18 protein-coding genes are annotated in these 24,623 nt (G+C 68.8%); 8 read left to right on the top strand and 10 right to left on the bottom strand.

Features of this window, described 5'->3' with window-relative positions; all coding sequences use genetic code 11:
• Positions 1 to 9: 9 nt before the first annotated feature.
• On the bottom strand, positions 10 to 675 hold the full coding sequence (locus J7528_RS05670; RefSeq protein ID WP_291871968.1) for a tyrosine-protein phosphatase: 666 nt from the start codon (positions 673 to 675) through the stop codon (positions 10 to 12).
• A gap of 144 nt (positions 676 to 819) precedes the next feature.
• Here J7528_RS05670 and J7528_RS05665 point away from each other — a divergent pair, with 144 nt between their 5' ends.
• The 5 genes from J7528_RS05665 to lpxK are packed head-to-tail and all read left to right on the top strand — an operon-like array spanning position 820 to position 6,589.
• A complete protein-coding gene (locus J7528_RS05665) occupies positions 820 to 2,625 on the top strand; it encodes an ABC transporter ATP-binding protein (RefSeq protein ID WP_291872166.1) in 1,806 nt (601 codons plus the stop codon).
• The gene (locus tag J7528_RS05660) at positions 2,622 to 3,323 is read left to right on the top strand and encodes a lysophospholipid acyltransferase family protein (RefSeq protein WP_291871967.1); all 702 of its coding nucleotides are present in this window, start codon (positions 2,622 to 2,624) and stop codon (positions 3,321 to 3,323) included. The genes J7528_RS05665 and J7528_RS05660 overlap by 4 nt, the downstream gene beginning before the upstream one ends.
• Positions 3,324 to 3,354: 31 nt before the next feature.
• Entirely contained in the window at positions 3,355 to 4,362 is a 1,008-nt protein-coding gene (locus tag J7528_RS05655; RefSeq protein WP_291871966.1) for a cation diffusion facilitator family transporter, read from the top strand.
• Positions 4,359 to 5,585, top strand: a complete 1,227-nt coding sequence (locus J7528_RS05650) for a 3-deoxy-D-manno-octulosonic acid transferase (RefSeq protein ID WP_291871965.1) — start codon at positions 4,359 to 4,361, stop codon at positions 5,583 to 5,585. The genes J7528_RS05655 and J7528_RS05650 overlap by 4 nt, the downstream gene beginning before the upstream one ends.
• Complete coding sequence (gene lpxK / locus J7528_RS05645) at positions 5,582 to 6,589, top strand: tetraacyldisaccharide 4'-kinase (RefSeq protein WP_291871964.1); 1,008 nt, start codon at positions 5,582 to 5,584, stop codon at positions 6,587 to 6,589. Before J7528_RS05650 ends, lpxK begins: the two co-directional genes overlap by 4 nt.
• A gap of 137 nt (positions 6,590 to 6,726) precedes the next feature.
• Here lpxK and J7528_RS05640 read toward each other — a convergent pair whose 3' ends face one another.
• From J7528_RS05640 to purD, 3 genes are all read right to left on the bottom strand, one after another.
• On the bottom strand, positions 6,727 to 8,013 hold the full coding sequence (locus J7528_RS05640; RefSeq protein ID WP_291871963.1) for an amidohydrolase family protein: 1,287 nt from the start codon (positions 8,011 to 8,013) through the stop codon (positions 6,727 to 6,729).
• A gap of 7 nt (positions 8,014 to 8,020) precedes the next feature.
• Complete coding sequence (locus tag J7528_RS05635; RefSeq protein ID WP_291871962.1) at positions 8,021 to 9,103, bottom strand: phosphotransferase family protein; 1,083 nt, start codon at positions 9,101 to 9,103, stop codon at positions 8,021 to 8,023.
• A 185-nt stretch (positions 9,104 to 9,288) separates the two neighbouring features.
• On the bottom strand, positions 9,289 to 10,569 hold the full coding sequence (gene purD / locus J7528_RS05630; RefSeq protein ID WP_291871961.1) for a phosphoribosylamine--glycine ligase: 1,281 nt from the start codon (positions 10,567 to 10,569) through the stop codon (positions 9,289 to 9,291).
• 175 nt (positions 10,570 to 10,744) lie between these two features.
• On the opposite strand from purD, the gene J7528_RS05625 reads away from it, so the two are divergent.
• On the top strand, positions 10,745 to 12,358 hold the full coding sequence (locus J7528_RS05625) for a PAS domain-containing sensor histidine kinase (RefSeq protein ID WP_291871960.1): 1,614 nt from the start codon (positions 10,745 to 10,747) through the stop codon (positions 12,356 to 12,358).
• A gap of 113 nt (positions 12,359 to 12,471) precedes the next feature.
• Here J7528_RS05625 and phoB read toward each other — a convergent pair whose 3' ends face one another.
• Genes phoB through pstC form a run of 5 tightly spaced genes read right to left on the bottom strand, consistent with a single transcriptional unit; the run spans position 12,472 to position 17,519 of the window.
• Positions 12,472 to 13,164, bottom strand: a complete 693-nt coding sequence (phoB, locus tag J7528_RS05620; protein WP_291871959.1) for a phosphate regulon transcriptional regulator PhoB — start codon at positions 13,162 to 13,164, stop codon at positions 12,472 to 12,474.
• Between the two features lie 22 nt (positions 13,165 to 13,186).
• Positions 13,187 to 13,879, bottom strand: coding sequence for a phosphate signaling complex protein PhoU (gene phoU, locus J7528_RS05615; protein ID WP_291871958.1), 693 nt, complete (start codon positions 13,877 to 13,879; stop codon positions 13,187 to 13,189).
• Between the two features lie 17 nt (positions 13,880 to 13,896).
• A complete protein-coding gene (gene pstB / locus J7528_RS05610) occupies positions 13,897 to 14,739 on the bottom strand; it encodes a phosphate ABC transporter ATP-binding protein PstB (RefSeq protein WP_291871957.1) in 843 nt (280 codons plus the stop codon).
• 58 nt (positions 14,740 to 14,797) lie between these two features.
• Entirely contained in the window at positions 14,798 to 16,093 is a 1,296-nt protein-coding gene (pstA, locus tag J7528_RS05605; RefSeq protein ID WP_291871956.1) for a phosphate ABC transporter permease PstA, read from the bottom strand.
• Positions 16,086 to 17,519: a phosphate ABC transporter permease subunit PstC gene (gene pstC, locus J7528_RS05600; RefSeq protein ID WP_291871955.1), complete on the bottom strand. Its 1,434-nt coding sequence runs from the start codon at positions 17,517 to 17,519 to the stop codon at positions 16,086 to 16,088. Before pstC ends, pstA begins: the two co-directional genes overlap by 8 nt.
• A 417-nt stretch (positions 17,520 to 17,936) precedes the next feature.
• On the opposite strand from pstC, the gene J7528_RS05595 reads away from it, so the two are divergent.
• Positions 17,937 to 19,703, top strand: a complete 1,767-nt coding sequence (locus J7528_RS05595) for a PAS domain-containing methyl-accepting chemotaxis protein (protein ID WP_291871954.1) — start codon at positions 17,937 to 17,939, stop codon at positions 19,701 to 19,703.
• Here J7528_RS05595 and J7528_RS05590 read toward each other — a convergent pair.
• Entirely contained in the window at positions 19,700 to 21,118 is a 1,419-nt protein-coding gene (locus J7528_RS05590) for an ATP-binding protein (protein WP_291871953.1), read from the bottom strand. The genes J7528_RS05595 and J7528_RS05590 overlap by 4 nt on opposite strands.
• Before the next feature lie 163 nt (positions 21,119 to 21,281).
• Between J7528_RS05590 and J7528_RS05585 the strand changes: the two genes are divergently transcribed.
• Complete coding sequence (locus tag J7528_RS05585) at positions 21,282 to 24,539, top strand: autotransporter outer membrane beta-barrel domain-containing protein (RefSeq protein ID WP_291871952.1); 3,258 nt, start codon at positions 21,282 to 21,284, stop codon at positions 24,537 to 24,539.
• Positions 24,540 to 24,623: the final 84 nt, after the last annotated feature.

Here is a 24,623-nt window from a genome sequence, read left to right as displayed (position 1 = left end):
AGTCCCTCCTTACTCTCTTCTCAAAATCTTATCCGTCAGCACCTTCCCCAGCATGTTCGCCCGGAAGGTCTTCTTCATCTCGACGGGATTGTAGTCGTCGCTTTCGACCCACTCGCTGAACGTCAGCCCCTTGGGTTCGCCGACTTCCAGATATTGCTCGAACACGTAGTCCAGCACGCCGGTGTTGCCGTGCTTGATGTGCAGGTAGCGCGGCGACAGCTGCTCCACCGCCTCGCGGATCGGCAGGCCCAGACGGTAGTGGGCGTAGAACACACTCATGATCCCCGCCCGGTCCGCGCCCGACTTGCAGTGCATCAGGGCTGGATATTCGATCGTCTCGAACAGCTCCTTGGCCCCCCGCACCCGCTCGCGGATCGGGACCTCGCGCGAGGTGATGGTGAAGTCGACGAAGTTCAGGCCCAGACGCTCGCAGGCGTCCTTCTCCAGCGCGTAGAAGCTGCCATCGAAGCCGCCGCGCAGGTTCACGATCGTCTTGATGCCGCGCTTCTTCCACCAGGCCAGCTGGAACGGCCAGGGCTGGTTGGCGCGGACCATCTCGGGGCTGATCCAGTGGGCGTTCGAAAAGCCCAGCCGCAGATAGGCGTGGTCGTTCCACAGATAGTGGAGATAGGTCTTGAACCGGCCCCAGGGCGTGACGAGGTCGAACTTGGCCAAGAGGACGCGATCCTTCGGAAATTCCGCGACTAAGTAGGGGCAAGCGCCCCGAAAGGCAAAACCCGCCCTCATGGCGTCGCTTTTACGGGCGAGTGCGTCCGCCACGTCCTTGACAGCACCGTGTTGAAATCCGACCCCTCCCGCATGACCTCGCCGGACAGCCAGCCCTCGAACCGCGCCCTGATGGCCCGGATGTGGCGCGAGTTCCTGAAGCCCCGCTGGAAGGGCTTCCTGGTCTCGATGATCAGCGCGGTGATCGTCGCCCGCCTGACGGTGATGCTGGGCGAATATGTCGAGCCGGCCGTCGACAAGCTGATCGCCCATCCCCAGCCCGGCGCGCTGATCTGGGTCCCCCTGACCATTGCCGCCCTGGCCGTAGCGCGGAGCGTCTTCCAGGTCACCCAGGCCAGCCTGATCAACCGCATCGGCAACGGCGTCGTCGGCGACATGCAGACCCGCCTGTTCGGCCGCCTGATCCGCGCGGATCTCGCCCGCCTGCGCGGCGCCCACTCGGGCTCCTACGTGGCCTCGGTGCTCTACGACGCCGGCCTGATCCGCGAAGCGGCGACCACCGGCGTGATCAACTATGTCCGCGAGGGCCTGACGGTCGTCATCACCCTGTGGGCTCTGCTGACCAGCGATCCGATCCTGGCGGCCGGCGTGCTGGTCATCGTGCCGGGCGTCAATGGCGTGATCCGCCACTTCTCCAAGCGCACGACCAAGGCCGCCAAGGGTGCCATGGGCGAGACCTCCAACCTCTCGACGGCGATCATGGAGAGCCTGGACGGGGTCAAGATCGTCAAGATGGAGAACCGCGAGGCCTATGAGGAAGGCCGCGTGGCCGCCGTGGTCGAGCGCCGCCAGCGCCACTTGATCAAGGGCAGCAACGCCCGCGCCATGGCCGCCCCGGCCACCGAACTCTTCTCGCAGCTCGTGATCGCCGCCGTGTTCGCCTATGCGGGCTGGCGGGCGATTACCGGGACGCTGGTCGTCGGCCCGCTGACCCTGCCGCCGATCACCTCCGGCGGTTTCCTGAAGTTCGTGATCCTGCTGGGCATCGCCGCCCAGTCCCTGCGCCAGGTCGCCAACCTGCAGACCGTCTTCGCCGAGGGTCTGACCGCCGCCCGCCGCCTGTTCGAGGCCCTGGACGTCGCCCCCGCCATTGTCGATCCCGCCGACGCCAAGGCCCTGCCGGCCGGCGACAGCGCCATCGCCCTCACCAACGTCACCTTCTCGTACGGGACCGCGATCCCGGCCCTGTCGGACGTCTCGCTGACCGCCCGCAAGGGCGAGACCGTCGCCCTGGTCGGCCCGTCGGGCGGCGGCAAGAGCTCGATCCTGAACCTGATCCCGCGCTTCTATGACGTGAATGGCGGGGCGGTGACCATCGACGGCCACGACGTGCGGTCGGTGACCCTGGCCAGCTTGCGCGACCGCATCGCCCTGGTCACCCAGGAGCCGTTCCTGTTCGACGACAGCATCCGCGCCAACATCGCCTATGCCCGCCCCGGCGCCAGCCAGCTGGAGATCGAGGCCGCCGCCCGCCAGGCCGCCGCCCACGACTTCATCCTGGACCTGCCCGAGGGCTACGACACCCCCGTCGGCGAGGCCGGCGCGCGCCTGTCTGGCGGCCAACGCCAGCGCATCGCCATCGCCCGCGCCTTCCTCAAGGACGCCCCGATCCTGCTGCTGGACGAGGCCACCAGCGCCCTGGACACCGAGAGCGAGGCCCAGGTCCAGGCGGCCCTGGAGCGGCTGATGGCCGGCCGGACGACGATCCTGATCGCCCACCGCCTGTCGACCGTGAAGAACGCCGACCGCATCTACGTCATCGACAAGGGCCGCGTCGTCGAGACTGGGACCCACGCAGAGCTGGTCCGCGCCGGCGGCCTCTATGCGCGCCTCGCCAAGGCCCAGGACCTGGATCACGTACCGGAGTCGCAAGCTTGAGACCCCTGCGTTCACCGTTCGTGATCTGGCTACTGTCCTCGATCTTCGCCGGCTATTCCAAGCTGGTGTTCCGCACCCTGCGCATGACCGTCGAAGGCGCCGAGCAGGCCGAAGAGGTCTGGAAGCAAGGCCGCGAGACCGGCGCCGGCGCGATCCTGTGCTTCTGGCACTCGCGCATCCCGATGTCGCCGCTCAGCTGGCCGCAGGATCTGGCCCGCCGCCAGGACATGCGCGCCCTGATCTCGCGCTCCAACGACGGCGAGTTCATCGCCCGCACTGTCGAGAAGCTGGGCTTCCCGGCCATCCGCGGCTCGTCGGCCAAGAAGACGGACCTGGCCAAGAACAAGCACGGCGAGCAGGCCTTCCGCGACATGGTCAAGTGGGTCAAGGACGGCGGCGGCGTGGCCATCACCCCCGACGGTCCGCGCGGCCCGGCCGAGCACATGGAGAAGGGCACACCCTCCCTGGCCCGTGTCACCAGCGCGCCGGTGATCTTCGTCGGCCTGGCCGCCAAGCCCTGCATCCGCCTGGGCTCGTGGGACAACACCATGGTGCCCCTGCCCTTCGCCAAGGCCGCCATGGTCTGGGACGGTCCGACCGGGGCTGGCCGCGGCGAGGACCCCGACCAGCTGGCGGAAGAGTGGGCCGACCGCCTCTCGGCCGTCACCCGCCGAGCCGAACAGCTGGTGGAAGATTGATCCGGCCCGCCCTTGGTGGGATGTAGGGCCCATGGCTCACGACGCTCACGGACACGACCACAAGCATGACCATGATCACCACGATCATGACCACGCGCATGGTCACGGCCATCACCACCACGGACATAGCCACGGTCCCGGCGGCCATCACCATCACGCGCCCAAGGACTTTGGCCGCGCCTTCGCGATCGGGGTGGCGCTGAACCTGGGCTTCGTGCTGGTCGAGGCCGGCGCGGGCCTGATCACCCATTCGCTAGCCCTGCTAGCCGACGCCGGCCACAACCTGTCGGACGTTCTGGGCCTGCTGCTGGCCTGGGGCGCGGCCGTGCTGGCCAAGCGCGCCCCCAGCGCCCGCCGCACCTATGGCCTGCGCAAGGGCACCATCCTGGCCTCGCTGGCCAATGCCGCCCTGCTGCTGCTGGCCGTCGGCGCCATCGCCTGGGAGGCCGTCCGCCGCTTCGGCGCGCCCGAGCCCGTCCAGACCGGTCCGGTGATGATCGTCGCCGCCATCGGCATCGCCATCAACACCGCCACGGCCCTGATGTTCATGAAGGGCGCCGAGGACGACCTGAACGTTCGCGGGGCTTTCCTGCACATGGCCGCCGACGCCGCCGTCTCGGCCGGCGTGGTGGTCGCGGCCCTGGCCATGGGCCTGACCAACTGGCTGTGGATCGACCCTGTGGTCAGCCTGGCCATCGTCGTGGTCATCGTGCTGGGCACCTGGGGCCTGCTGCGCGATTCGCTGGACATGGCCCTGGACGCCGCTCCGCGCGGCATCGACCCGGGCAAGGTGCGCGAATGGCTGGCCGGCCGCCCGGGCGTCAGCGAGGTCCACGACCTGCACATCTGGGCCATGAGCACCACCGAGACGGCGCTAACCGCTCACGTTGTCCGTCCGCTGGACGGGGATCACGACCAGTTCCTGCACGACGCCTGCGCCGAGCTGGCCAGCCGCTTCAAGATCGGCCACGTGACTATCCAGGTCGAGAGCACCAGCGGCGCGCACAACTGCTCGCTGGCCCCTGAAGGCGTGGTGTGACCCTGTCCCTGGGCCTCTACCGGGCCGCCACAGGCCTGCTCGAACCCCTCGCCCCTGCCGTGCTGGCCGGCCGCGCCCGCAAGGGCAGGGAAGACCCGGCGCGGATCGCCGAACGCCTGGGCCGCGCCGAAGTTGTCCGCCCCGACGGCCCGCTGGTGTGGCTGCACGGCGCCAGCGTCGGCGAGAGCCTGTCGATCCTGCCGCTGGTCGAGCGCCTGCGCGCCGAACGACCGGAGGTCACGGTGCTGGTGACCTCCGGCACCACCACCTCGGCGGCCCTGCTGGCCAAGCGCCTGCCGGTCGGCGCGATCCACCAGTACGTCCCGGTCGACGCCCCAGGCGCGGCGCGGCGCTTCATCGCCCGCTGGAAGCCCAGCCTGGCGGTGTTCGTCGAGAGCGAGCTGTGGCCCAACCTCCTGCTGGAGGCCAAGGCCGCCGGCACGCGCCTGGCCCTGGTCTCGGCCAAGCTGTCGGACCGCAGCTTCGCCAGCTGGAAGAAACGCCCCGACGCCGCCCGCCAGCTGCTGTCGGGCTTCGACCTGATCCTGGCCCAGGACGACCGCGCCCACGAACGCTTCGAGGCCCTCGGCGGCCAGGTCGCCGGCGAGGCCGACCTGAAGTTCGGCGCGGCGCCGCTGCCGACCGTGGCCAGCGACGTCAGCTTCGACCGCCCGCCGCTACTGATCGCCAGCACCCATCCTGGCGAGGACGAGATCGCCCTGGACGCCATCGCCGCCCTGCCGGACCGTCCGCCGGTTATCCTGGCCCCCCGCCACGTCGAGCGCGGCCCGGCGATCGTCGAACTCGCCAAGGCCCGAGGCCTCTCGGCCAACCTGCGCAGCCAGTCGAGAGAGCCCGCCGACATCCTCGTCGCCGACACGCTGGGCGAGATGGGCCTGTGGTTCCGCCTGGCCGGGACCTCGGTCATCGCCGGCAGCCTGGTCGAGGGCATCGGCGGCCACAATCCGCTGGAGGCCGCGCGTCTCGATTGCCCGGCGATTAGCGGCCCGTTCGTCGACAACTGGACCTCGGCCTTCGCGGGGCTCGAGGCCGCCGATGGCGTGGTCATGACTTCGCCGGAGGCCCTGAGGGACGCGATCGCCGCCGACCTTGCCGATCCGCAAGCCGCCAAGGCCCGCGCCGCCCGCGCCCGGACCTATGTCGACGCCCGTGACGCCGAAGCCCGCGCCGGTCTCTCCCGCATCCTCGAGCTGGTCCCATGAAACTCGGCACGCCGCGCTGGTGGTACGTGAAAAACGGCGGGCCGGCGCCGCTGACCCGGGCCCTGCTGACTCCGCTATCTTGGATCTGGGCCGACGCCACGCGCCGCCGCATCGCCCGCACCACCCCGGCCATCGTCGGCGCGCCGGTGATCTGTGTCGGCAATGTCACCATGGGCGGGGCGGGCAAGACCCCGATCGTGCGCGAGCTGCTGCTGACCCTGACCCAGCGCGGCGTCAACGCCCACGGCCTGTCGCGCGGCTATGGCGGCCGGCTGAAGGGGCCGACCCAGGTCGACACGTCCCGCCACACCGCCAAGGACGTCGGCGACGAGCCGCTGATGCTGGCCCAGGACTTCCCGATGTGGGTGGCGGTCGATCGCGTCGCCGGCGCCAAGGCCGCCACGCGATGGGGCGCCCAGGCCGTGGTCATGGACGACGGCCACCAGAACCCCAGCATCCGCAAGGCCCTGTCCCTGGTCGTGGTCGACGGCGAGACGCGCGGCGGCGAGTGGCCGTTCGGCGACGGCCGCGTCTTCCCCGCCGGCCCGATGCGCGAGCCGCTGAAGGTGGGCCTGTCGCGCGCTGACGCGGTGATCGTGCTGCTGCCGGTCGACATGGAGCAGCCCGACTTCGACCTGCTGGTCGAGTTCGGCGACATGCCGGTGCTGGTCGCGCGGCTGGAACCCGCCGCCCCCGTGCCAAAGGGCCCGCAGGTCGGTTTCGCCGGCATCGGCAAGCCCTGGAAGGTCGAGAAGGCCCTGACCGCCGCCGGCTGCCAGCTGGTCGACTTCGCGCCCTTCCCCGACCATGGGGAATATGACGAGGCCACGCTGAAGATGCTGGCCGAGCGCGCCAAGGTTTATGACGCGGGGCTGGTGACCACCGAGAAGGACTGGGTCCGCCTGCCGGCCAAATGGCGCGAGAAGGTCACGCCGTGGCCGGTGCGGGCGCGCTTCGACGACCCGGCGGCGTTGGAAGAGCTGCTGGCGAAGGTCGGCCTATAACCTTCTTCCCCCTCCGGGGTAGGAGCGCCGCAGGCGCGGAGGGGGCAAGTCAGCGAGAAAATCACCCTACTTGCCCCCACCTGACCGCGCGACGCGCGGTCGTCCGCCCCCGGAGGGGGCGGAAGGATCAGCGACCCCTACTTATAAACCACCCCGCCCTTGATCACCGACGTCACGCGCTGCAGCTCGGTGACGTCCTTCAGCGGATCGCCCTTCACCGCGATCAGGTCGGCCGCCTTGCCGGCCGCCAGGCTGCCGATCTCGCTCGACAGCGAGAAGTGATCCGCCGCGTTGACCGTCGCGGCCTGGATGGCCTCCAGCGGCGAGAGGCCAGCCTTGACCAGCAGCGCGAACTCGCCGGCATTGTCGCCGTGGGCGCTGACCCCGGTGTCGGTGCCGAACGCGATCTTGACCCCGCCCTCGTGGGCGCGGCGGGCCATGGCGATCATCTTCGGGCCGGCGTCCAGGGCCTTGGCCGTCTGGGCGGGGGTCAGGAAATTGTTCGGGCCCGAGGCGATCCGGTAGACGAAGTCGCCGGCCATCAGGGTCTGCACCAGATAGGCGCCGTTCTTCTTGAAAGCGGCGATGCTGTCGCCGTCCAGATAGGTGCCGTGCTCGATCGAGTCGCCGCCGGCTTTGAGGAAGCTGTTGATGCCGTCGACGCCGTGGGCGTGGGCGGTGACCTTGCGGCCCATGCGGTGGGCGGCGTCGACGATGGCCTTGAGCTCATCGTCCGAGAACTGCTGGGCCAGGCCCGCGGCGGTGTTGGAGAGCACGCCGCCGGTGGCGGTGATCTTGATGATGTCGGCCCCGTGCCAGACCTGCTCGCGCACCGCGCGGCGGCAGTCATCCGCGCCCGAGCAGACCGAGGTCGGCCGCAGCACGTGCATGACCTCGTCACTATAGCCGTTCACGTCGCCGTGGCCGCCATGGATCGACACGGCCGAACCGGCGGCGATGATGCGCGGCCCCGGCACGTCGCCGCGCTTGATCCCGTCACGCAGGGCGAAGATGGCGTTGTTCTCGGCCCCCAGGTCCGCGACCGTCGTGAAGCCCGCCATCAGGGTCTTGCGGGCGTAGCCAGCCCCGACCATGGCCTGGTCGGCCGACGACTGGGTCACTTCGTCCAGCCGTGAGTTGGGCCCTTGCTGACCGGTCAGGTGGACGTGGCTGTCGATCAGGCCCGGCAGCACGAAGCTGTCCTTCAGGTCCACGACCTTGCCGCCGGGCTCGGAGACGTAGCCGTCGACGATGCGCGCGACCTTGCCGTTCTCCAGCACCAGGGTCTTGGCCGTCTCGACCTTGCCGGTGGCCGGGTCGGCCAAGAGGCGGCCGGCCTGGACGAAGACCGTTTCGGCGTGCGCGACGCTACCCAGCGTCCCGGCCAGAGCCAGGGCGCAGACGCCCGACAGCAGTCTTTTCATATAGCCCCTACGCCCCCGCCTTCTGCGCGAAGGCCCAGGCCCCCTTGGCCAGAACCGGCACGCGCGCCTCCATCAGCTGCGCATGGGCGCTGGCGGCGGTGCCGTCACGGACGCGGCCGACGATGCCCTGGCAGATGCCGGCCAGTCTGAAGAGGTTGTAGCTGAAATACCAGTCCAGCTCGGGCAGGCCGTCGCGGCCGGTAGCTTTGCAGTAGCGCTCGACCGCCTGCGGGATGGTCGGCACGCCATAGGCTTCCAGGTCGGCGATCTCGGCCAGGCCGCCGCGCTGGTCGGACGGCATCACCCAGTTCATCAGGAAGTAGCTGAAGTCGGCCAGCGGATTGCCCAGGGTCGACAGCTCCCAGTCCAGCACCGCCACCACGCGCGGCTCGCTGGCGTGCAGGATCATGTTGTCCAGGCGGTAGTCGCCATGGACGATCGAGGTCTTGTCGTCGACCGGGCAGCTCCGCGGCAGCCACTCCATCAGCCGGTCCATGTCCTCGATGGTCTTGGTCTCGGACGCCTTGTACTGCTTGGTCCAGCGGTCGATCTGGCGAGCGAAATAGTTGCCCGGCTTGCCATAGTCGGCCAGGCCCACGGCCGCGTAGTCGACATTGTGCAGGGCCGCCAGGGTGTCGATCTCGGCCTCGTAGATCGCCCGCCGCTCGGCCGGCGCGTAGTCCGGCAGGGTGCCGTCCCACAGGATCCGGCCTTCGACATTGTCCATGACGTAGAAGATCGTGCCGATGACGTCCTCGTCCATGCAAAGCCCGTAGGCCTTGGCGACGGGGAAGTTCGCCTTGTTCAGGCCAGAGATGACCTTGAACTCACGGTCGACGGCGTGGGCGCTGGGCAGAAGCTTGCCCGGCGGCTTGCGGCGCAGGACGTACTTCTTGCCGGGCGTGACCAGCTGGTAGGTCGGGTTCGACTGGCCGCCCTTGAACTGGCGCACCTCCAGCGGACCGGCATAACCCTCGACGTTCGCCGCGAGCCAGGCGGCCAGCTTGGCCTCGTCGATCGCATGGCGCGGGTCGACCGGCTTGGTGCCCGAGTTCAGGTCCTGGGCGGACTGTTCGGCGGCTTCGGCCATGGCGCGTCTACTCCCCAACGCTTGTTTGAAAGGGAGTTTAGAGAGCGTGAGCGCTTAGGCAAGCCACACTTGCCCCCTCCGCGCTGCGCGCTCCTCCCCCGGAGGGGGAAGAAGGTCGCTCGATTACCTTCCGCCCCCTACGGGGGCGGACGACCTCGCAAAGCGAGGTCAGGTGGGGGCAAGTATCAGCCCTTCAGCGCCCGCCAGCCGATGTCGCTGCGGTAGAAGCCGCCTTCCAAGCTGATCGTCCCCAGCGCCGCATAGGCCACGTCGCGGGCCTCGTGCAGGGTCGCGCCCAGGGCGCAGACGTTCAGCACGCGGCCGCCAGAAGCGCGGAGGTTCCCCTCGGCGTCTCGGGTCGTGCCGGCGTGGAAAACCACGGCCTCATTGCCGAAGTCGGCCTCGGCGTCCTGGATCAGGCCGCCGGTCTTGGGGGCGTCGGGATAGCCCTCTGCGGCCAGGACCACGCAGATCGCGGCTTCCTCGCGCCACTTGGGCGGCTGCGCCGAGGCCAGCTCGCCCTTCGCGCACGCCAGTAGGATCGGGACGATGTCGCTGTCCAGGCGCAGCATCAGGGTCTGGCACTCGGGATCGCCGAAGCGGGCGTTGTACTCCACGAGCTTCGGCCCCGTGGGCGTCAGCATCAGGCCGGCATACAGCACGCCGACATACGGATTGCCCTCGGCGGCCATGCCCTCGACGGTCGGGACGATCAGCTCGCGCCAGGCCTGGTCGATAAGGGCTTGGGTGAGGACCGGCGGCGGCGAATAGGTGCCCATGCCGCCGGTGTTGGGGCCTTCGTCGCCGTCATAGGCGCGCTTGTGGTCCTGGGCCGCGCCGAACAGCACGGCGGTCTTGCCGTCGGACAGGGCGAACAGCGAGGCCTCCTCGCCGTGCATGAACTCCTCGATCACCACCCGCGCGCCGGCCGAGCCGAAACGGCCGCCCAGCATGTCGACCACGGCGGCGTCGGCCTCGGCACGGGTAGGCGCGATCACCACGCCCTTGCCGGCCGCCAGGCCGTCGGCCTTGATCACGAACGGCGCGTCCAGGGTGTCCAGGAAGGCCCCGGCCGAAGCCGCGTCCTCGAACACGCCATAGGCAGCCGTCGGCAGGCCGTGGCGCTGGCAGAAGTCCTTGGTGAAGGCCTTGGAGGTTTCCAGCTGCGCGGCGCGCTGGCTGCCGCCGAAGCAGGGGATGCCGACCACGGCCAGCTTGTCGGCGAGGCCGACTTCCAGCGCGGATTCCGGACCGACGACCACGAGGTCCGCGCCGATCTCCTGGGCCAGGGCGACCAGGCCGTCGGCGTCAGTGGCCTTCACCGCGCGCAGCTCGGCCACGGCTTCGATGCCGGGGTTGCCCGGGGCGGCGACGAGACGGCCGCACAGGGGCGACTGGGCGATCTTCCAGGCCAGGGCGTGCTCACGCCCGCCGGACCCGACGAGGAGGATGGTCAGCTTTTCCATGAGGGCGGGGTGTCGCGTGGGAAGCCCGCCGGGTCAAGCGCGCGGTGCGTCGTATCGTCCCGCTCGCCTCCGGGGTGCTTGTCAGCGCTGCCGCGCCACGCACTATGCGTTTTTGAGTTCCCGCGTTCATTCAAGGCCTTAAGGCCACAGCGCCGCAGGAAAGACGACGCCCCGCATGGCCGCCGACGAAGACGACCGCACCTCGCATCCAACCAAAGCCCTGCACTCGCGCGCGTTCCTGGACGCGGTGGTCGAGAGCGTACCCGCCATGCTGGTGGTCAAGAACGGCAAGGACGGCCGCTTCGTGCTGGTCAATCGCGCCGGCGAGGAACTGCTGGGCGTGCCGCGCGAGGCCCTGATCGGTCGCAACGACGCCGACTTCTTCCCCGCCGACCAGGCCGCCTTCTTCGCCGAGATGGACCGCAAGGTGCTGGACAGCGACCGCGTCTGGGTCATCGACGAGGAGCCGCTGAAAACTCCGCACAACGGCGACCGCTGGCTGCAGACCAAAAAGATCGGCATCCCCGGCGAGGGCGACGAGAAGCTGCTGCTGATCATCAGCGAGGACATCACCGAGCGTAAGGCCTCGGCCGCCGCCCTGGAGGCCGCGCTGCAAAGCGCCCAGGCCGCCAGCATCGCCAAGTCGGAATTCCTGGCCAATATGAGCCACGAGATCCGCACCCCGCTGAACGGCGTCTTAGGGATGGCCCAGGTGCTGGCCCAGACCGAGCTGACCGACCGCCAGCGCGAGATGATGGACGTGATCCTGAACTCGGGCCGGGTGCTGAACGCCCTGCTCAGCGACATTCTCGATCTGGCCAAGGTCGAGGCCGGCGAGGTCGAGCTGGAGCCCGCGCCGTTCAACCTGCGGGCCGGGCTGACCGCCGCCGCCGCCACCTTCGAGGGCCTGGCCCACCAGAAGGGCCTGACCTTCAGCCTGGACTTCGCCGGCGACTTCCATGAGCGCGCGGTCGGCGACGCCCTGAAGATCGGCCAGATCGTCAACAACCTGATCAGCAACGCGGTGAAATTCACCTGTGAGGGCAAGGTCGCCGTGCGCGCCGCCACACGGGAGAACACTGACGGGACGATCGAACTCTCCGTCGAGGTCGCCGACAGCGGCGAGGGCTTCACGCCCGAGGTGCAGGCCAGCCTGTTCGAGCGCTTCGTCCAGGGCGACGGCTCGATCACCCGCCGGTTCGGCGGCTCGGGCCTGGGCCTGAACATCGCCCTGCGCTTCGCCAAGCTGATGGACGGCGACATCACCTGCGACTCGACGCCAGGCCACGGCGCGACCTTCCGCTTCACCGCTCGCCTGGAGAAGGCGCAAGGCGAGATCCCCGCCCCCGCGCGCCGCCCTGCCCCGGCCCCGACAGCCGAGCGCCTGCGGGTGCTGCTGGCCGAGGATCACCCGACCAACCAGCGCGTGGTCGAGCTCATGCTGGGCGAGACGGCTGACCTGGTCGTGGCCGAGAACGGCGCCATCGCGGTCGAGGCCTTCGCCAGCCAGCCGTTCGACGTGGTGCTGATGGACACCCAGATGCCGGTCATGGACGGGCTGACGGCGATCCGCGCCATCCGCGAGCGCGAAGCCGCCGCCGGGACGGGACGCATCCCGATCATCTCCCTGACCGCCAACGCCATGCCCCATCAGGTCGAAGCCTGCCTGGAAGCTGGCGCCGACCTGCACCTGGCCAAGCCGATCACGGTGACGGCGCTGTTCGAGAGCATTGCGGCGGCGATGGATCTGGCGGCCCAGGCTGACGAGGAACAGATCATCAGACTCTAAGCGGGACCGAAGCCCTCGCCCTTCGACAAGCTCAGGGTGAGGACTTCTAATGATCCGGCGCTGGCAATAGCCCTCATCCTGAGCTTGTCGAAGGACGAGGGCGGATCCGAACCTTAAGCCGCGTCCAGGTCCAGCGAATACCCCGCCGAACGCACCGTGCGGATCGGATCACCGTCCGCCGAGCCGTTCAGGGCCTTGCGCAGGCGGCCGATGTGGACGTCGACCGTGCGAGCCTCGACATAGACGTCCGAGCCCCAGACCGCGTCCAGCAGCTGTTCGCGGCTGAACACCCGGCCCGGGTGCTGCATCAGGTAGTCCAGCAGGCGGAACTCGGTGGGACCGAGGTGGATCTCCTTGCCGCCACGCTTCACGCGGTGGGCGACCCGGTCGATGATGATGTCGCCGACCGTGATGCGGTCGTCGGCCAGGCCCGGACGGATGCGGCGCAGCACCGCGCGGACGCGGGCGGTCAGCTCGACCATCGAGAAGGGCTTCACGACATAGTCGTCGGCGCCGGTGTCCAGGCCGCGGATGCGGTCCGTTTCCTCGCCGCGCGCGGTCAGCATGATGATCGGCACATTGCGGGTCTCGGCCCGGCCGCGAAGGCGGCGGCAGACCTCGATGCCCGAGACCTTGGGCAGCATCCAGTCCAGGATGACCAGGTCGGGGGCCCGCTCGTTGGCCATGATCAGGGCTTCCTCGCCATCGCCGGCCACGCCAACGCGGTAGCCTTCCTTGTCGAGGTTGTAGTGAAGCAGGGTGGCCAGGGCGTCTTCGTCTTCGACCACCAGAACGTACGGAGTCACTTCAGGTCGCCTCTATCGATTTCTACTGCGACACGACGTCGAGCTTGGGACGCTGGGACACCAGTTCGTCGCCCGTGAGCTCGAAGTGGATGATCTCGGCGATGTTGGTGGCGTGGTCGCCGATGCGCTCGAGGTTCTTGGCCACGAACAGCAGATGGGCGCAGGCGTTGATCGTGCGCGGGTCGCCCATCATGTAGGTGAGCAGTTCGCGGAAGATCGAGTTGTAGTGCTCGTCGACTTCCTCGTCGCGGCTCCACACGCCGATGGCGCGTTGCAGATCCGAGGTCGTGTACGCGTCCAGCACGTCCTTCAGGCGGCCCTGCACCAGCTTGCCCATGCGCTCGATCGAGCGGGTCAGGGCCGTCATCGGGTCGGCTTCGGTCAGGATCAGGGCGCGCTTGCCGATGTTCTTGGCCATGTCGCCGCAGCGTTCCAGGCTCATCGAGATCTTCAGGGCGGCGACGGCGTGGCGCAGGTCCACGGCCATCGGCTGGCGCAGCGCGATCAGGCGGAAGGCCTTGCGCTCGATCTCGCCCTGCAGGGCGTCCAGGCGCTCGTCGCCGGCGACCACGGCCTGGGCCAGCGGCGCGTCACGACGGGCGATGGCGGCGATGCAGTCGGCGACCTGGCTCTCGGCGATGCCGCCCATGCGGGTGACTTCGGCGGTCAGGTGGGCCAGCTCTTCGCCGTACGACTTGACGGTATGTTCGGTCATTTCGAGGGTCCTTCCGCTTAGCCGAAGCGGCCGGTGATGTAGTCCTGCGTGCGGCTGTCGCGCGGGTTCGTGAACATCTCTTCCGTCGGGCCGGTCTCGACCAGCTTGCCCAGGTGGAAGAAGGCCGTGCGTTGCGAGACGCGGGCGGCCTGGGCCATCGAGTGGGTGACGATGACGATGCAGAACTGGGTGCGCAGCTCGTCGATCAGCTCTTCGATCTTGGCGGTCGCGATCGGGTCCAGGGCCGAGCAGGGCTCGTCCATCAGGATCACTTCTGGCGACACGGCGATCGCGCGAGCGATCACCAGACGCTGCTGCTGGCCGCCCGACAGGCCGGTGCCCGGCTGATGCAGGCGATCGGCGACTTCGTTCCAGAGGCCGGCCTTCTTGAGGCTGCTCTCGACGATGGCTTCCAGCTCGTCCTTGCGGTGCGCCAGGCCGTGGATGCGCGGGCCGTAGGCGACGTTCTCGAAGATGGTCTTCGGGAAGGGGTTCGGCTTCTGGAACACCATGCCGACGCGCGAGCGCAGGACCACCGGGTCGACGCTCTTGGCGTTGACGTCGGCGCCGTCGATCAGGATCGAGCCCTCGACGCGGGCCGACGGGATCGTGTCGTTCATGCGGTTGATGCAGCGCAGGAAGGTCGACTTGCCGCAGCCCGACGGGCCGATGAAGGCGGTGACCGACTTGCCCGGGATGTCGATGTTCACATCGAACAGGGCCTGCTTCTCACCGTAGAAGACCTTGACGTCGCGCGCCTTGATCTTGGCCTCGCCGACCGCGGCGGCGGCATGGGCGTGCGGGACGGTGGTGTGGATCACCGGCGTGTGGGCGGTGTCGTCGGGGCTTTGGACGGTCATGGCGTGTCCGCGGAGAAGGGGCGAGGCGTTGGGGTTCAGGATCGGGGTCATGTGAAACCTACCAGCGGCGTTCGAAGCGGCGGCGCAGGATGACGGCCGCGGCGTTCATGACGATCATGAAGACGAGCAGGACGATGATGGCGGCGGCGGTGCGCTCGTGGAAGGCCCGCTCGGACGCGTTCTCCCAGATGAACACCTGGACCGGCAGCACCGTGGCCGCGCCGGTGAAGCCTTCCGGCACGCCGGGCACGAACGAGACCATGCCGATCATCAGCAGCGGGGCGGTCTCGCCCAGGGCGTGGGCCAGCGACAGGATGGCGCCGGTCATCACGCCGGGCATGGCCAGCGGCAGCACGTGGTGGAAGACCGTCTGGGTCTTCGAAGCGCCGACGCCCAGGGCGGCCTCGCGGATCGAGGGCGGCACGGCCTTCAGCGCCGAGCGGGTGGCGATGATCACGGTCGGCAGGGCCATCAGCGCCAGCACCAGGCCGCCGACCAGCGGCGAGCTGCGCGGCACGTTCAGCCAGTTGATGAACAGCGCCAGGCCCAGCAGGCCGTAGACGATCGACGGCACGGCGGCGAGGTTGTTGATGTTGACCTCGATGATGTCCGTCCAGCGGTTCTTCGGGGCGAACTCTTCCAGATAGGTCGCGGCCAGCACGCCGACCGGCACCGCGATCAGGGCGGTGATGATCAGCATCATGGCCGAGCCGACCACCGCGCCCAGCACGCCGGCCTGTTCGGGCTCGGTCGAGTCGGAGCTGGTGAAGAAGGCGAAGTTGAAGCCCGACTTGATGGCACCGGTCTTTTCCAGCTTGTCCAGCCAGTCCAGCTGCTGGTTGTCCAGCTTGCGGTCGCCTTCGGCGGTCTCGCGCTTGATCTCGCCCTTGAAGTAGAGGTCGGCGTCCGCCTTCAGCGGGCCGTGCAGCTCGATCGTCTGGCCGATCAGCTTGGGGTCGGCCTTCAGCTTGTTCAGGATCTGGAAGCCGAAGTCGCGGCTGACCAGGTCCTGGACCTTGGTCGAGATGGTGCCCAGGTCGTCGTCCTGCACGTTCAGCTTCTTCATCACCGCCTCGGCGACGATGTAGTCGTAGTTGACGCCGGACAGGTCGGACGTGTCGATGCGGTCAGGGTTCAGATAGACCGGCACCGTCAGGGTGTGGGCCTCGAACGTCGTGTAGCCCTGGCTCACGATGCGGCCGACCAGCACGACCAGGAACACCAGCGCGACGATGATCGCGGCGATGCCTTGGGCCTTGAACCGGCGCTCGGCGGCGTGGCGCTTCTTCAGACGGGCGTCGGCGGCCGTGAGGGCCTGGCGCGGGGCGGCCGCGCCGAGAGTGGCGTCAGTCATATTGTTCCCGGTACTTCTGGACGATGCGCAGGGCGACGATGTTCAGCGTCAGGGTCACCACGAACAGGGTGAGGCCCAAGCCGAAGGCCGACAGCGTTTTCGGGCTGTCGAATTCCTGGTCGCCGGTGAGCAAGGTGACGATCTGGACGGTGACGGTGGTCACCGTGTCGAGCGGGTTGGCGGTCAGCTTGGCCTGCAGGCCGGCGGCCATGGTCACGATCATGGTCTCGCCGACGGCGCGCGACACGGCCAGCAGCATGGCGGCCATGATGCCCGGCAGGGCGGCCGGCAGGACGACCTTCTTGACCGTCTCCGACTTGGTGGCGCCCATGGCATAGCTGCCGTCGCGCAGGCTCTGCGGCACGGCGTTGATGATGTCGTCCGACAGCGAGGAGACGAACGGGATCAGCATGATCCCCATCACCACCCCGGCCACCAGGGCCATCTGGTTCTGGACTTCCATCAGGTAGGTGGCCAGCGGGCCGGCCGGCAGGGCCGCGCCGATGGCGTTGAAGCCGGCGCGGAACAGCGGGCCCACCGTCAGGGCGGCGAAGAAGCCGTAGACCACGGTCGGCACGCCGGCCAGGATCTCCAGCAGCGGCTTGACCACGCCGCGAACGGTGCGGCTGGCGTATTCCGAGAGATAGATTGCCGAGTAGAGGCCGACGGGCGCGGCCACCAGCATGGCGATCAGCATGATCAGGAAGGTGCCGGCGAACAGCGGCACGGCCCCGAACGCGCCCGCCGAGGCGACCTGGTCGGCGCGCATGGCGATCTGCGGGCTCCATTCGGTGCCGAACAGGAACGAGATCGGGTTGACGCTCTGGAAGAAGCGCCAGCTTTCCCAGACCAGCGAGAGCACGATGCCCAGGGTGGTCAGCACGGCCGCGACCGAGCAGCCGATCAGCAGGATGCTGACCCAGCCCTCGACCCGATTGCGGGCGCGGAATTCGGTGGAGATGCGCGGGAAGGCCAGCAGGAAGCCGGCCAGGGCCAGCACGCCGGCGCCGGCCAGCATGCCGACGTTCAGCACGGTCTCGATGCGCTGGGCCTCGGCGACCTTGGCGTCGAGGGCGACCTTCAGCTCGCCTTCATAGGCCACTTCCGACGGCGGCTGCTTCGACGCGATCGCGTGGGCGTCGCTGTAGAAGACGGCCTGACGGTCCGGCTCCAGCGCCTGGACGGCGGCCGGGCGCGAGGACTGCAGCATCGCATCCTCGATGCGGCCGCCGAAGGACGCGCCCAGCAGCAGCAGCAGCGCGGCGGGCGCGCCGGCCCACAGGGCGGCGTAGGTGCCGTAGTAAACGGGCAGGGAGTGGAGGACGCGCGAACGGCCTCCAGCGGAGGCCACGGCGCGGCGGCGACCGGCGGCGAAAGCCACACCGGAGAACAGCGCCAGGACGAGGAGCGAGAGCCAGGTCAGCATGCGTGAAGCTAATCTTGTCGCGAGTTGTCGAAGGCCTCGCAGGATCGCCGGCCTTCCCCCGTCCCGATCTATGCCGGGCCGGCGCTGTGCTTATGCGACGAATTGATGACAGTTTGACGACAGTGGCCGGCCCGCCGTCCGACGACTGTCAGGATTCAGCAACGCCGCCACCCCGGTCGATATGTCGCACCTGACCGCACGCCATACGCGACCTGGATTCAGCCTCTAAATTTTCGCGTTATTTCAAAGCCCTACCCAACCGGAAACGATCGCGAGCGATTTCATCGCCCTCAAAGCGGGGACGCCGCGACGTTCGCGCGCCCCGTCATTTAGGACTTGGTGAAGAGCTGGGCCGGCAGGGTTTCGCTCGAAGCCCCCAAGCGCCTTAAATCAAGCGCCCTCAAGGATGAAGGCACGATGTTCAAGCGTTCGCACGCTCACGCTGTGGAGACCCTGGCCGCCCTCGACAAGTCGCTGGCGACCATCGAGTTCGACCCCAGCGGCAAGATCCTGGCCGCCAACGCCAACTTCTGCACGGCCATGGGCTATTCGATCGACGAGATCGTCGGCCAGCATCACCGCATGTTCGTCGAGCCGGCCTATGCCGTGAGCTCCGAATACGCCGCCTTCTGGCAGAAGCTGGGCCGGGGCGAGTTCGACGCTCGTGAATATCTGCGCCTGGGCAAGGGCGGCGTCGAGATCTGGATCCAGGCCTCGTACAACCCGATCCGCGACGGTCGCGGCCGCGTCTCGCGCATCGTCAAGATCGCCACAGTGATCACCGACGAGAAGCGCAAGAGCGCCGAGGAGCGCGGCAAGATGGACGCCATCGGCCGCGCCCAGGCCGTGATCGAGTTCACCCCGGACGGCCAGATCATCACCGCCAATGACAACTTCCTGGGCGCTCTGGGCTACGCGCTGTCGGAGATCCAGGGCAAGCATCACCGGATGTTCGTCGAGGCCGCCTACGCCGCCTCGCCCGAATACGCCGCCTTCTGGCGCAAGCTGAACGCCGGCGAGTTCGTGGCCGCCGAGTTCAAGCGCGTGGGCAAGGGCGGCAAGGAGGTCTGGATCCAGGCCTCGTACAACCCGATCTTTGACCACAAGCGCAACATCACCAAGGTCGTGAAGTTCGCCACCGTCGTCACCGGCCGCGTCCATGCGGTCAACGAGATCGCCCAGGGCCTGGAGCATCTGGCCCAGAACGACCTGACCTATCGCATCGCCGACGCCGTCGATCCGCAGTTCAGCAAGGTCCGCGACGACTTCAACACCGCCATGTCGGTGCTGGACGAGGCCATGGGCGTGGTCGCCAACGCCACCCAGAGCGTGGGCGCCGGCGCCCAGGAGATCTCGACCGCCTCGGAAGACCTGGCCCAACGCACCGAGCAGCAGGCCGCCAACCTGGAAAAGACCGCCGCCGCGCTCGACGAGATCACCGCCACGGTCAGCCGCAGCGCCCACGGCGCCAAGCAGGCCTCGGAGGCCGCCACCGCCGCCCGCGCCGACGCCGCTCGCTCGGGCGAGATCGTCGGCGACGCCGTGGCCGCCATGGGCGAAATTGAGAACTCGTCCAAGCAGATCACCAGCATCATTGGCGTGATCGACGAGATCGCCTTCCAGACCAACCTGCTGGCCCTGAACGCCGGGGTGGAAGCAGCGCGCGCCGGTGAAGCCGGCCGCGGCTTCGCGGTCGTCGCCCAGGAAGTCCGGGCTCTGGCCCAACGCTCGGCCGAGGCGGCCAAGGAGATCAAGATCCTGATCGCCAACTCGTCCTCGCACGTCGCGCGCGGCGTGAGACTGGTCGGCGATACGGGCGAGGCCCTGTCGACCATCGCCCTGAAGGTCGGCCAGATCGACGGCCTGATCTCCGAGATCGCCGAGTCCTCGCGCGAACAGTCGGTCGGCCTCTCGGAGGTCAACACCGCCGTCAACCGCATGGACCAGGTCACCCAGAGCAACGCGGCCATGGTCGAGGAGGCCAACGCCGCTTCGGCCAGCCTGCGTCAGGAGTCCGACGAGCTGTCGGCCCTGGTCAACCGCTTCACGACCAGCGCCGCGCCACCCGTCCAGACGGCCCCGGCCTATGCGCCGCGCCCAGTCTCGCGTCCGGCCCGCGCGCCGATCAGCCGGCCGGGCTCGACCAACCTGGCCGTCAAGACCGACGAATGGACGGAGTTCTAGGCCTCGGCCGTCGCTGGCGGCGGCGGAACCGGCGCGACGGCTGACGCGGCCTTGGCCATCGGCAGGTAGACGCCGAAGGTCGCGCCTTCGCCCTGCACGCTCTCGACCGTCAGCCCGCCCCGGTGGCGGTTCATGATGTGCTTGACGATCGCCAGGCCCAGGCCCGTGCCCGAGCGCTCGCCGCTCTTCTGGCCTTCGACCCTATAGAAGCGCTCGGTCAGGCGCGGCAGGTGCTCGCGCGCCAGGCCAGGTCCCTTGTCGGTGACCCGCAGCACGGCATAGCGCTCGGCCAGATCATGGTCGGGCGTCAGCAGCGACATGCGCGAGGCGGCCGCGTCGCGCGCGGCCGCGGCGGCCTCGGCGCCCAGGCCCGGAAAGATCTCGACTCGCACCGTCTCGCCCTCGGGCGTGTATTTGATGGCGTTGTCGACCAGGTTCTGGATCACCTGGATGATCTGGTCACGATCGCCCTCGACCACCGCCCCGCCGCGCGGCGGCAGCACCGGATCGAAGACCACGCCCTTGTCGCGGGCCTGCGGGGCAAGGGCGTCGATAACGTCGATGGCGGCCATGGCCAGGTCGACGCGGCCGGCCGGAGCGATGTGCTCGTTCAGCTCGATCCGCGACAGGCTCATCAGGTCGTCGATCAGGCGCGACATTCGCTCGGCCTGGGCCAGCATGATGGCCAGGAACTTGTCGCGCGCGCCCGGATCGTCCTTGGCGTGGCCGCGCAGGGTCTCGATGAAGCCCGACAGCGAGGCCAGCGGCGTGCGCAGCTCATGGCTGGCGTTGGCCAGAAAGTCGGCGCGGGTGCGCTCGCTGCGGCGGGCGTCGGTTTCGTCGCGCAGGGCCAGCAAGGCCAGGCGCGAGCGGCCGGCGCTCTCCTTCAGCGGCCGAGCGTGGGCCAGCCAGGCGCGCCCCTGGGCGCCGCCGGTCTCGAACTCGACCACGCCCTCGACATTGCCGAACAGGGCCTCGTCCACGGCTTCCAGCACGCGCGGATTGCGCACGGCGGTGACCAGCAGGGCGCCCTGGTGCTGGATCTTGAAGAGATCGCGAGCGGCGGCGTTGGCGAACAGGAAGCGGCGGCCGGTCAGGTCGTCGGCCTCCTCGGCCGCGATGACCATCAGCGGATCGGGCAGGCGATCGAGAATCGCCGCGAAGGGCGGCGCCTCCACGACGGCGGCGACCGGAGTCAGGCCCCCGGGAATGGGAATCACCGCCGGCGCATCGGCCCGGCGCGACAGCCACCAGACCGCGCCGCCGGTCGCCAGGGCCGCGATCACGGCCGGAACCGGCTGGGCCACGCCGACGACGGCCAGGCCCAGAATAACGCCGGGCCCGATCATGGAAGGCCAAAATGCGCCCGCGCGGCGGCTTTCGGCGCTGTCCGGGGGCGTGTTCGCCAGCGGCATGTGGAGGCTCACCGATTCAAGCGAGAGGCGATTCGTCGATCCAGATATGGCGCCCCGCCAAGCCATGCGATAGACGGTTGACGTTTCAGTAGGTGTCACGAGCGAGATGCACCGCATTTTCGCCGCAACGTGACCCGAATTAGGTGCGCCGGTTTCTCTTGGGGTGTCGTTCGTAATGCAGCGCAAGGTCCTGGTCGCGACAGTCGCGGCCGCTCCTCTCTTGGCCATGGGTTTCGCCGCGTCGGCGGAAACCTCGGTCTCCACCGCGCGCACGACGCCTATCGCCACGAGCACGGCGACGGGTTCGGCGGCGGATGACATCGCCATCACCGCCGACGGCTCCATCAAGCCGACGACCTCGGGCGCGATCGTCACGATCGACAGCAACAACTCGGTCACCAACAAGGGGACCATTTCGACGACCGGCGTGAACGACGGCGTCGGCGTGCTGATCATCGGCGGCAAGACCGGCAACCTGAGCAACACCGGCACGATCTCGCTGATCGAGGACTACACCGCCGCCGACAGCGACTCGGACGGCGATGCCGACGGTCCCTTCGCCCAGGGTAACAACCGCTACGGCATCCGCCTGACCAACGCCGGGACCCATACCGGCAATATCGAGAACGGCGTCGGCGGCATCATCACCATCGAGGGCAACAACTCGGCGGGCATGCTGCTGGAAGGTCCGGTGGTCGGCAACGTTACCAGCCTGGGCACGATCAGCGTCATCGGCGACAACGCCTATGGCGTGCGCATCGCGGCCCCCGTCACCGGCAAGGTGACCATGGGCGGCGCGATCAACGTCCAGGGCAAGGACGCCGTCGCCCAGGCCATCGATTCGACCATCAACGGCGCGCTGGTGCTGCAAGGCACCGCCACCGCCACGGGCTACCGCTACACCTCGCGCCCGACCACGCTCGACGCGCTGAACAAGCTGGACGCCGACGACCTGCTGCAGGGCGGCCCTGCCGTCCGCGTCGCCGGCGATGTGACCGGCGGCGTGCTGCTGCAAGGCGCCAACTATTCGACCAAGGTCGGTACGGACGGCAATACCGTCACCACCGCGATCACCTCCAGCACCTCGGGCTCGTCCAGCATCAGCGCCTATGGCGCCGCGCCGGCCCTGCAGATCGGTTCGGCCGACAAGAACGTCACCCTGGGCGCCGTGGGCGCGGGCGACCTGGCCTACGGCTTGGTGGCCAAGGGCGCGATCAGCGCCGCGGGCGTCTATAACGGCGTCGCCGCCACGGCCGTGTCGGTCGGCGCCGGCGGCGGTCGCACCACCACGCTGGCGAACGGCCTGCGCAATGACGGCCAGATCCAGGCCACCAGCTTCGAGGCCGACGCCACCGGCATCGCCCTGAACACCGGCGCGGTCGTCAACGAACTGCTGAACCGCGGCGCCGTCGCCGCCAGTTCGTCGTCCTTCGCCGCCTCGGGCGTCACGGCCTCGGCCCGCGCTATCGTGCTGGGCGCTGGCTCGACCACCACCAGCCTGCGCAACACCGGCGCGATCACCGCCGGCCGCACGGGCGAGACCGGCGACGCCGTGGCCATCCTGGACCAGGCCGGCACGCTGAAGACGATCACCAACACCGGCACGATCCGCGCCGCCGTCAGCGCCCCGGCCTTCAAGGCCGACGGCACGGCCGCGACGACCACCGCCGCCGGCCAGGCCATCGCCCTGGACCTGCGCGCCAACAATTCGGGCGTGACCTTCACCCAGTCGGGGCCGACCGACTACGCCTCGACCACCACCTGGCCGACCACCGACACGGTGACCAGCACCGACACCACCACGACCACCATCGCGCCCACCACCGTGGGCGACGTTCTGTTCGGCGGCGGGAACGACACGCTGAACCTGTGGAGCGGCACCCTGCTGGGCAACATGTCGTTCGGCGCGGGCCAGGACCGCCTGTCGATCGACGGCGGCGGCGTGGCCCTGGGCAAGCTGAGCGACAGCGACGGCAAGCTGGACATCGCCATCGCCAACGGCAGCCTGGGCATCGTCAACACAGACACGATCAACGTCTCCAGCCTGACCATGGGCAACAAGGCCAAGCTGCTGTTCTCGGCCGATCCGTCCGCCGGCCAGAACACCAAGCTGGTGGTCTCGGGCGCGACCAACATCGCCACCGGCGCCGAGCTGGGCATCCGCCTGGCCAATATCGTCAAGGCCCCGACCAGCTTCCTGGTGATCCAGGGCAGCAACATCAATGTCGGCACCATCGGCAGCGGCCTGCTGGCCGAGTCGCCGTACCTGTACGTGGCCACCAGCCGCGCCGACACCAACAACGTCTATATCGACGTGCGTCGTCGCACGGCCGCCGAGATCGGCTTCAACCGCGCCGAGACCTCGGCGTACGACGCCGTCTTCGCCGCCCTGGGCAACAATACGGGCCTGGCCACCCAGTTCCTGGGCCAGAACACCCGCGACGGCTTCCGCGACCTGTACGACCAGATGCTGCCCGACCAGGGCGAGGGCCTGTTCGCGGCCCTGCAATCGGTCAACCAGCAGATCTCGCAAGCCACGATGTTCCGCCCCGATCCCGGCGACCGTTATGGCCCCGACAGCATCTGGGTGCAGGAGATCAACTCGCTGACCCGTCGCGACACCGACCAGACCCTGGGTTCGGACACCCAGGCGTTCGGCTTCGTCGGCGGCTACGAAGCCATGGGCGACGCCGGCGGAGCGCTGGGCCTGACCCTGGCCTATGTCAGCGTCGAAGAGCACGACACGGTCGCCAAGGTCGGCGAGCAGACCACCGCCTCGTTCGTCCAGACCGGCGCCTACTGGCGTCGTTCGGTCGGCGGCTGGCGCTTCAACACTGGCGGCGGCCTGGGCTATGGCTTCTTCAAGGGCGACCGCCGCTTCATCGCGCCGGACACCAATGCCGACGGCTTGGCCGATCTGGTGCTCAAGAACACCGCCGACTGGAAGGGCCTGACCGCCAACGCCTATGCGGGCGTGGCCTACGAGCAGAAGTTCGGCCGCTTCTTCGCCCGTCCCGAAGGCCGCGTGGACTATGTCTGGCTGCGGGAAGGCAAGCGCGCCGAAACCGGTGGCGGCGACGGCTTCGACCTGACCGTCAACAAGCGCACCTCCGACAACCTGTCGGGCGAACTGGGCGTGGTGTTCGGCGCCGACTTCGGCAAGACCGTCTGGTGGCGTCCGGAAGTACGGGTCGGCTATCGCCAGACCCTGGCCGGTTCGGTCGGCGACACGGTCGCGGCCTTCAAGGGCGGCAACCCGTTCACCCTGGCGGCTCTGAACGACAAGGACGGCGCCGTGACCGCGGGCTTCGCCCTGCGCGCCGGCACGCCGATGTCGTACCTGGCCCTGGAAGGCGGCGTCGAAGCCACCAAGAAGCAGAAGCGCTACAACCTGCGCCTCGCCGGACGTGCGATGTTCTGACGCATAGGTCAGGCTTAGGCCTTCGGGCCCAAACTTGAGCGTTATCAATATGAAAGCCGCCTCGGGCAACCGGGGCGGCTTTTT

This window comes from Caulobacter sp. (genome assembly GCF_017744445.1).
GTDB lineage: Bacteria > Pseudomonadota > Alphaproteobacteria > Caulobacterales > Caulobacteraceae > Caulobacter.
This window is presented reverse-complemented; position numbering and strand designations above follow the sequence as displayed.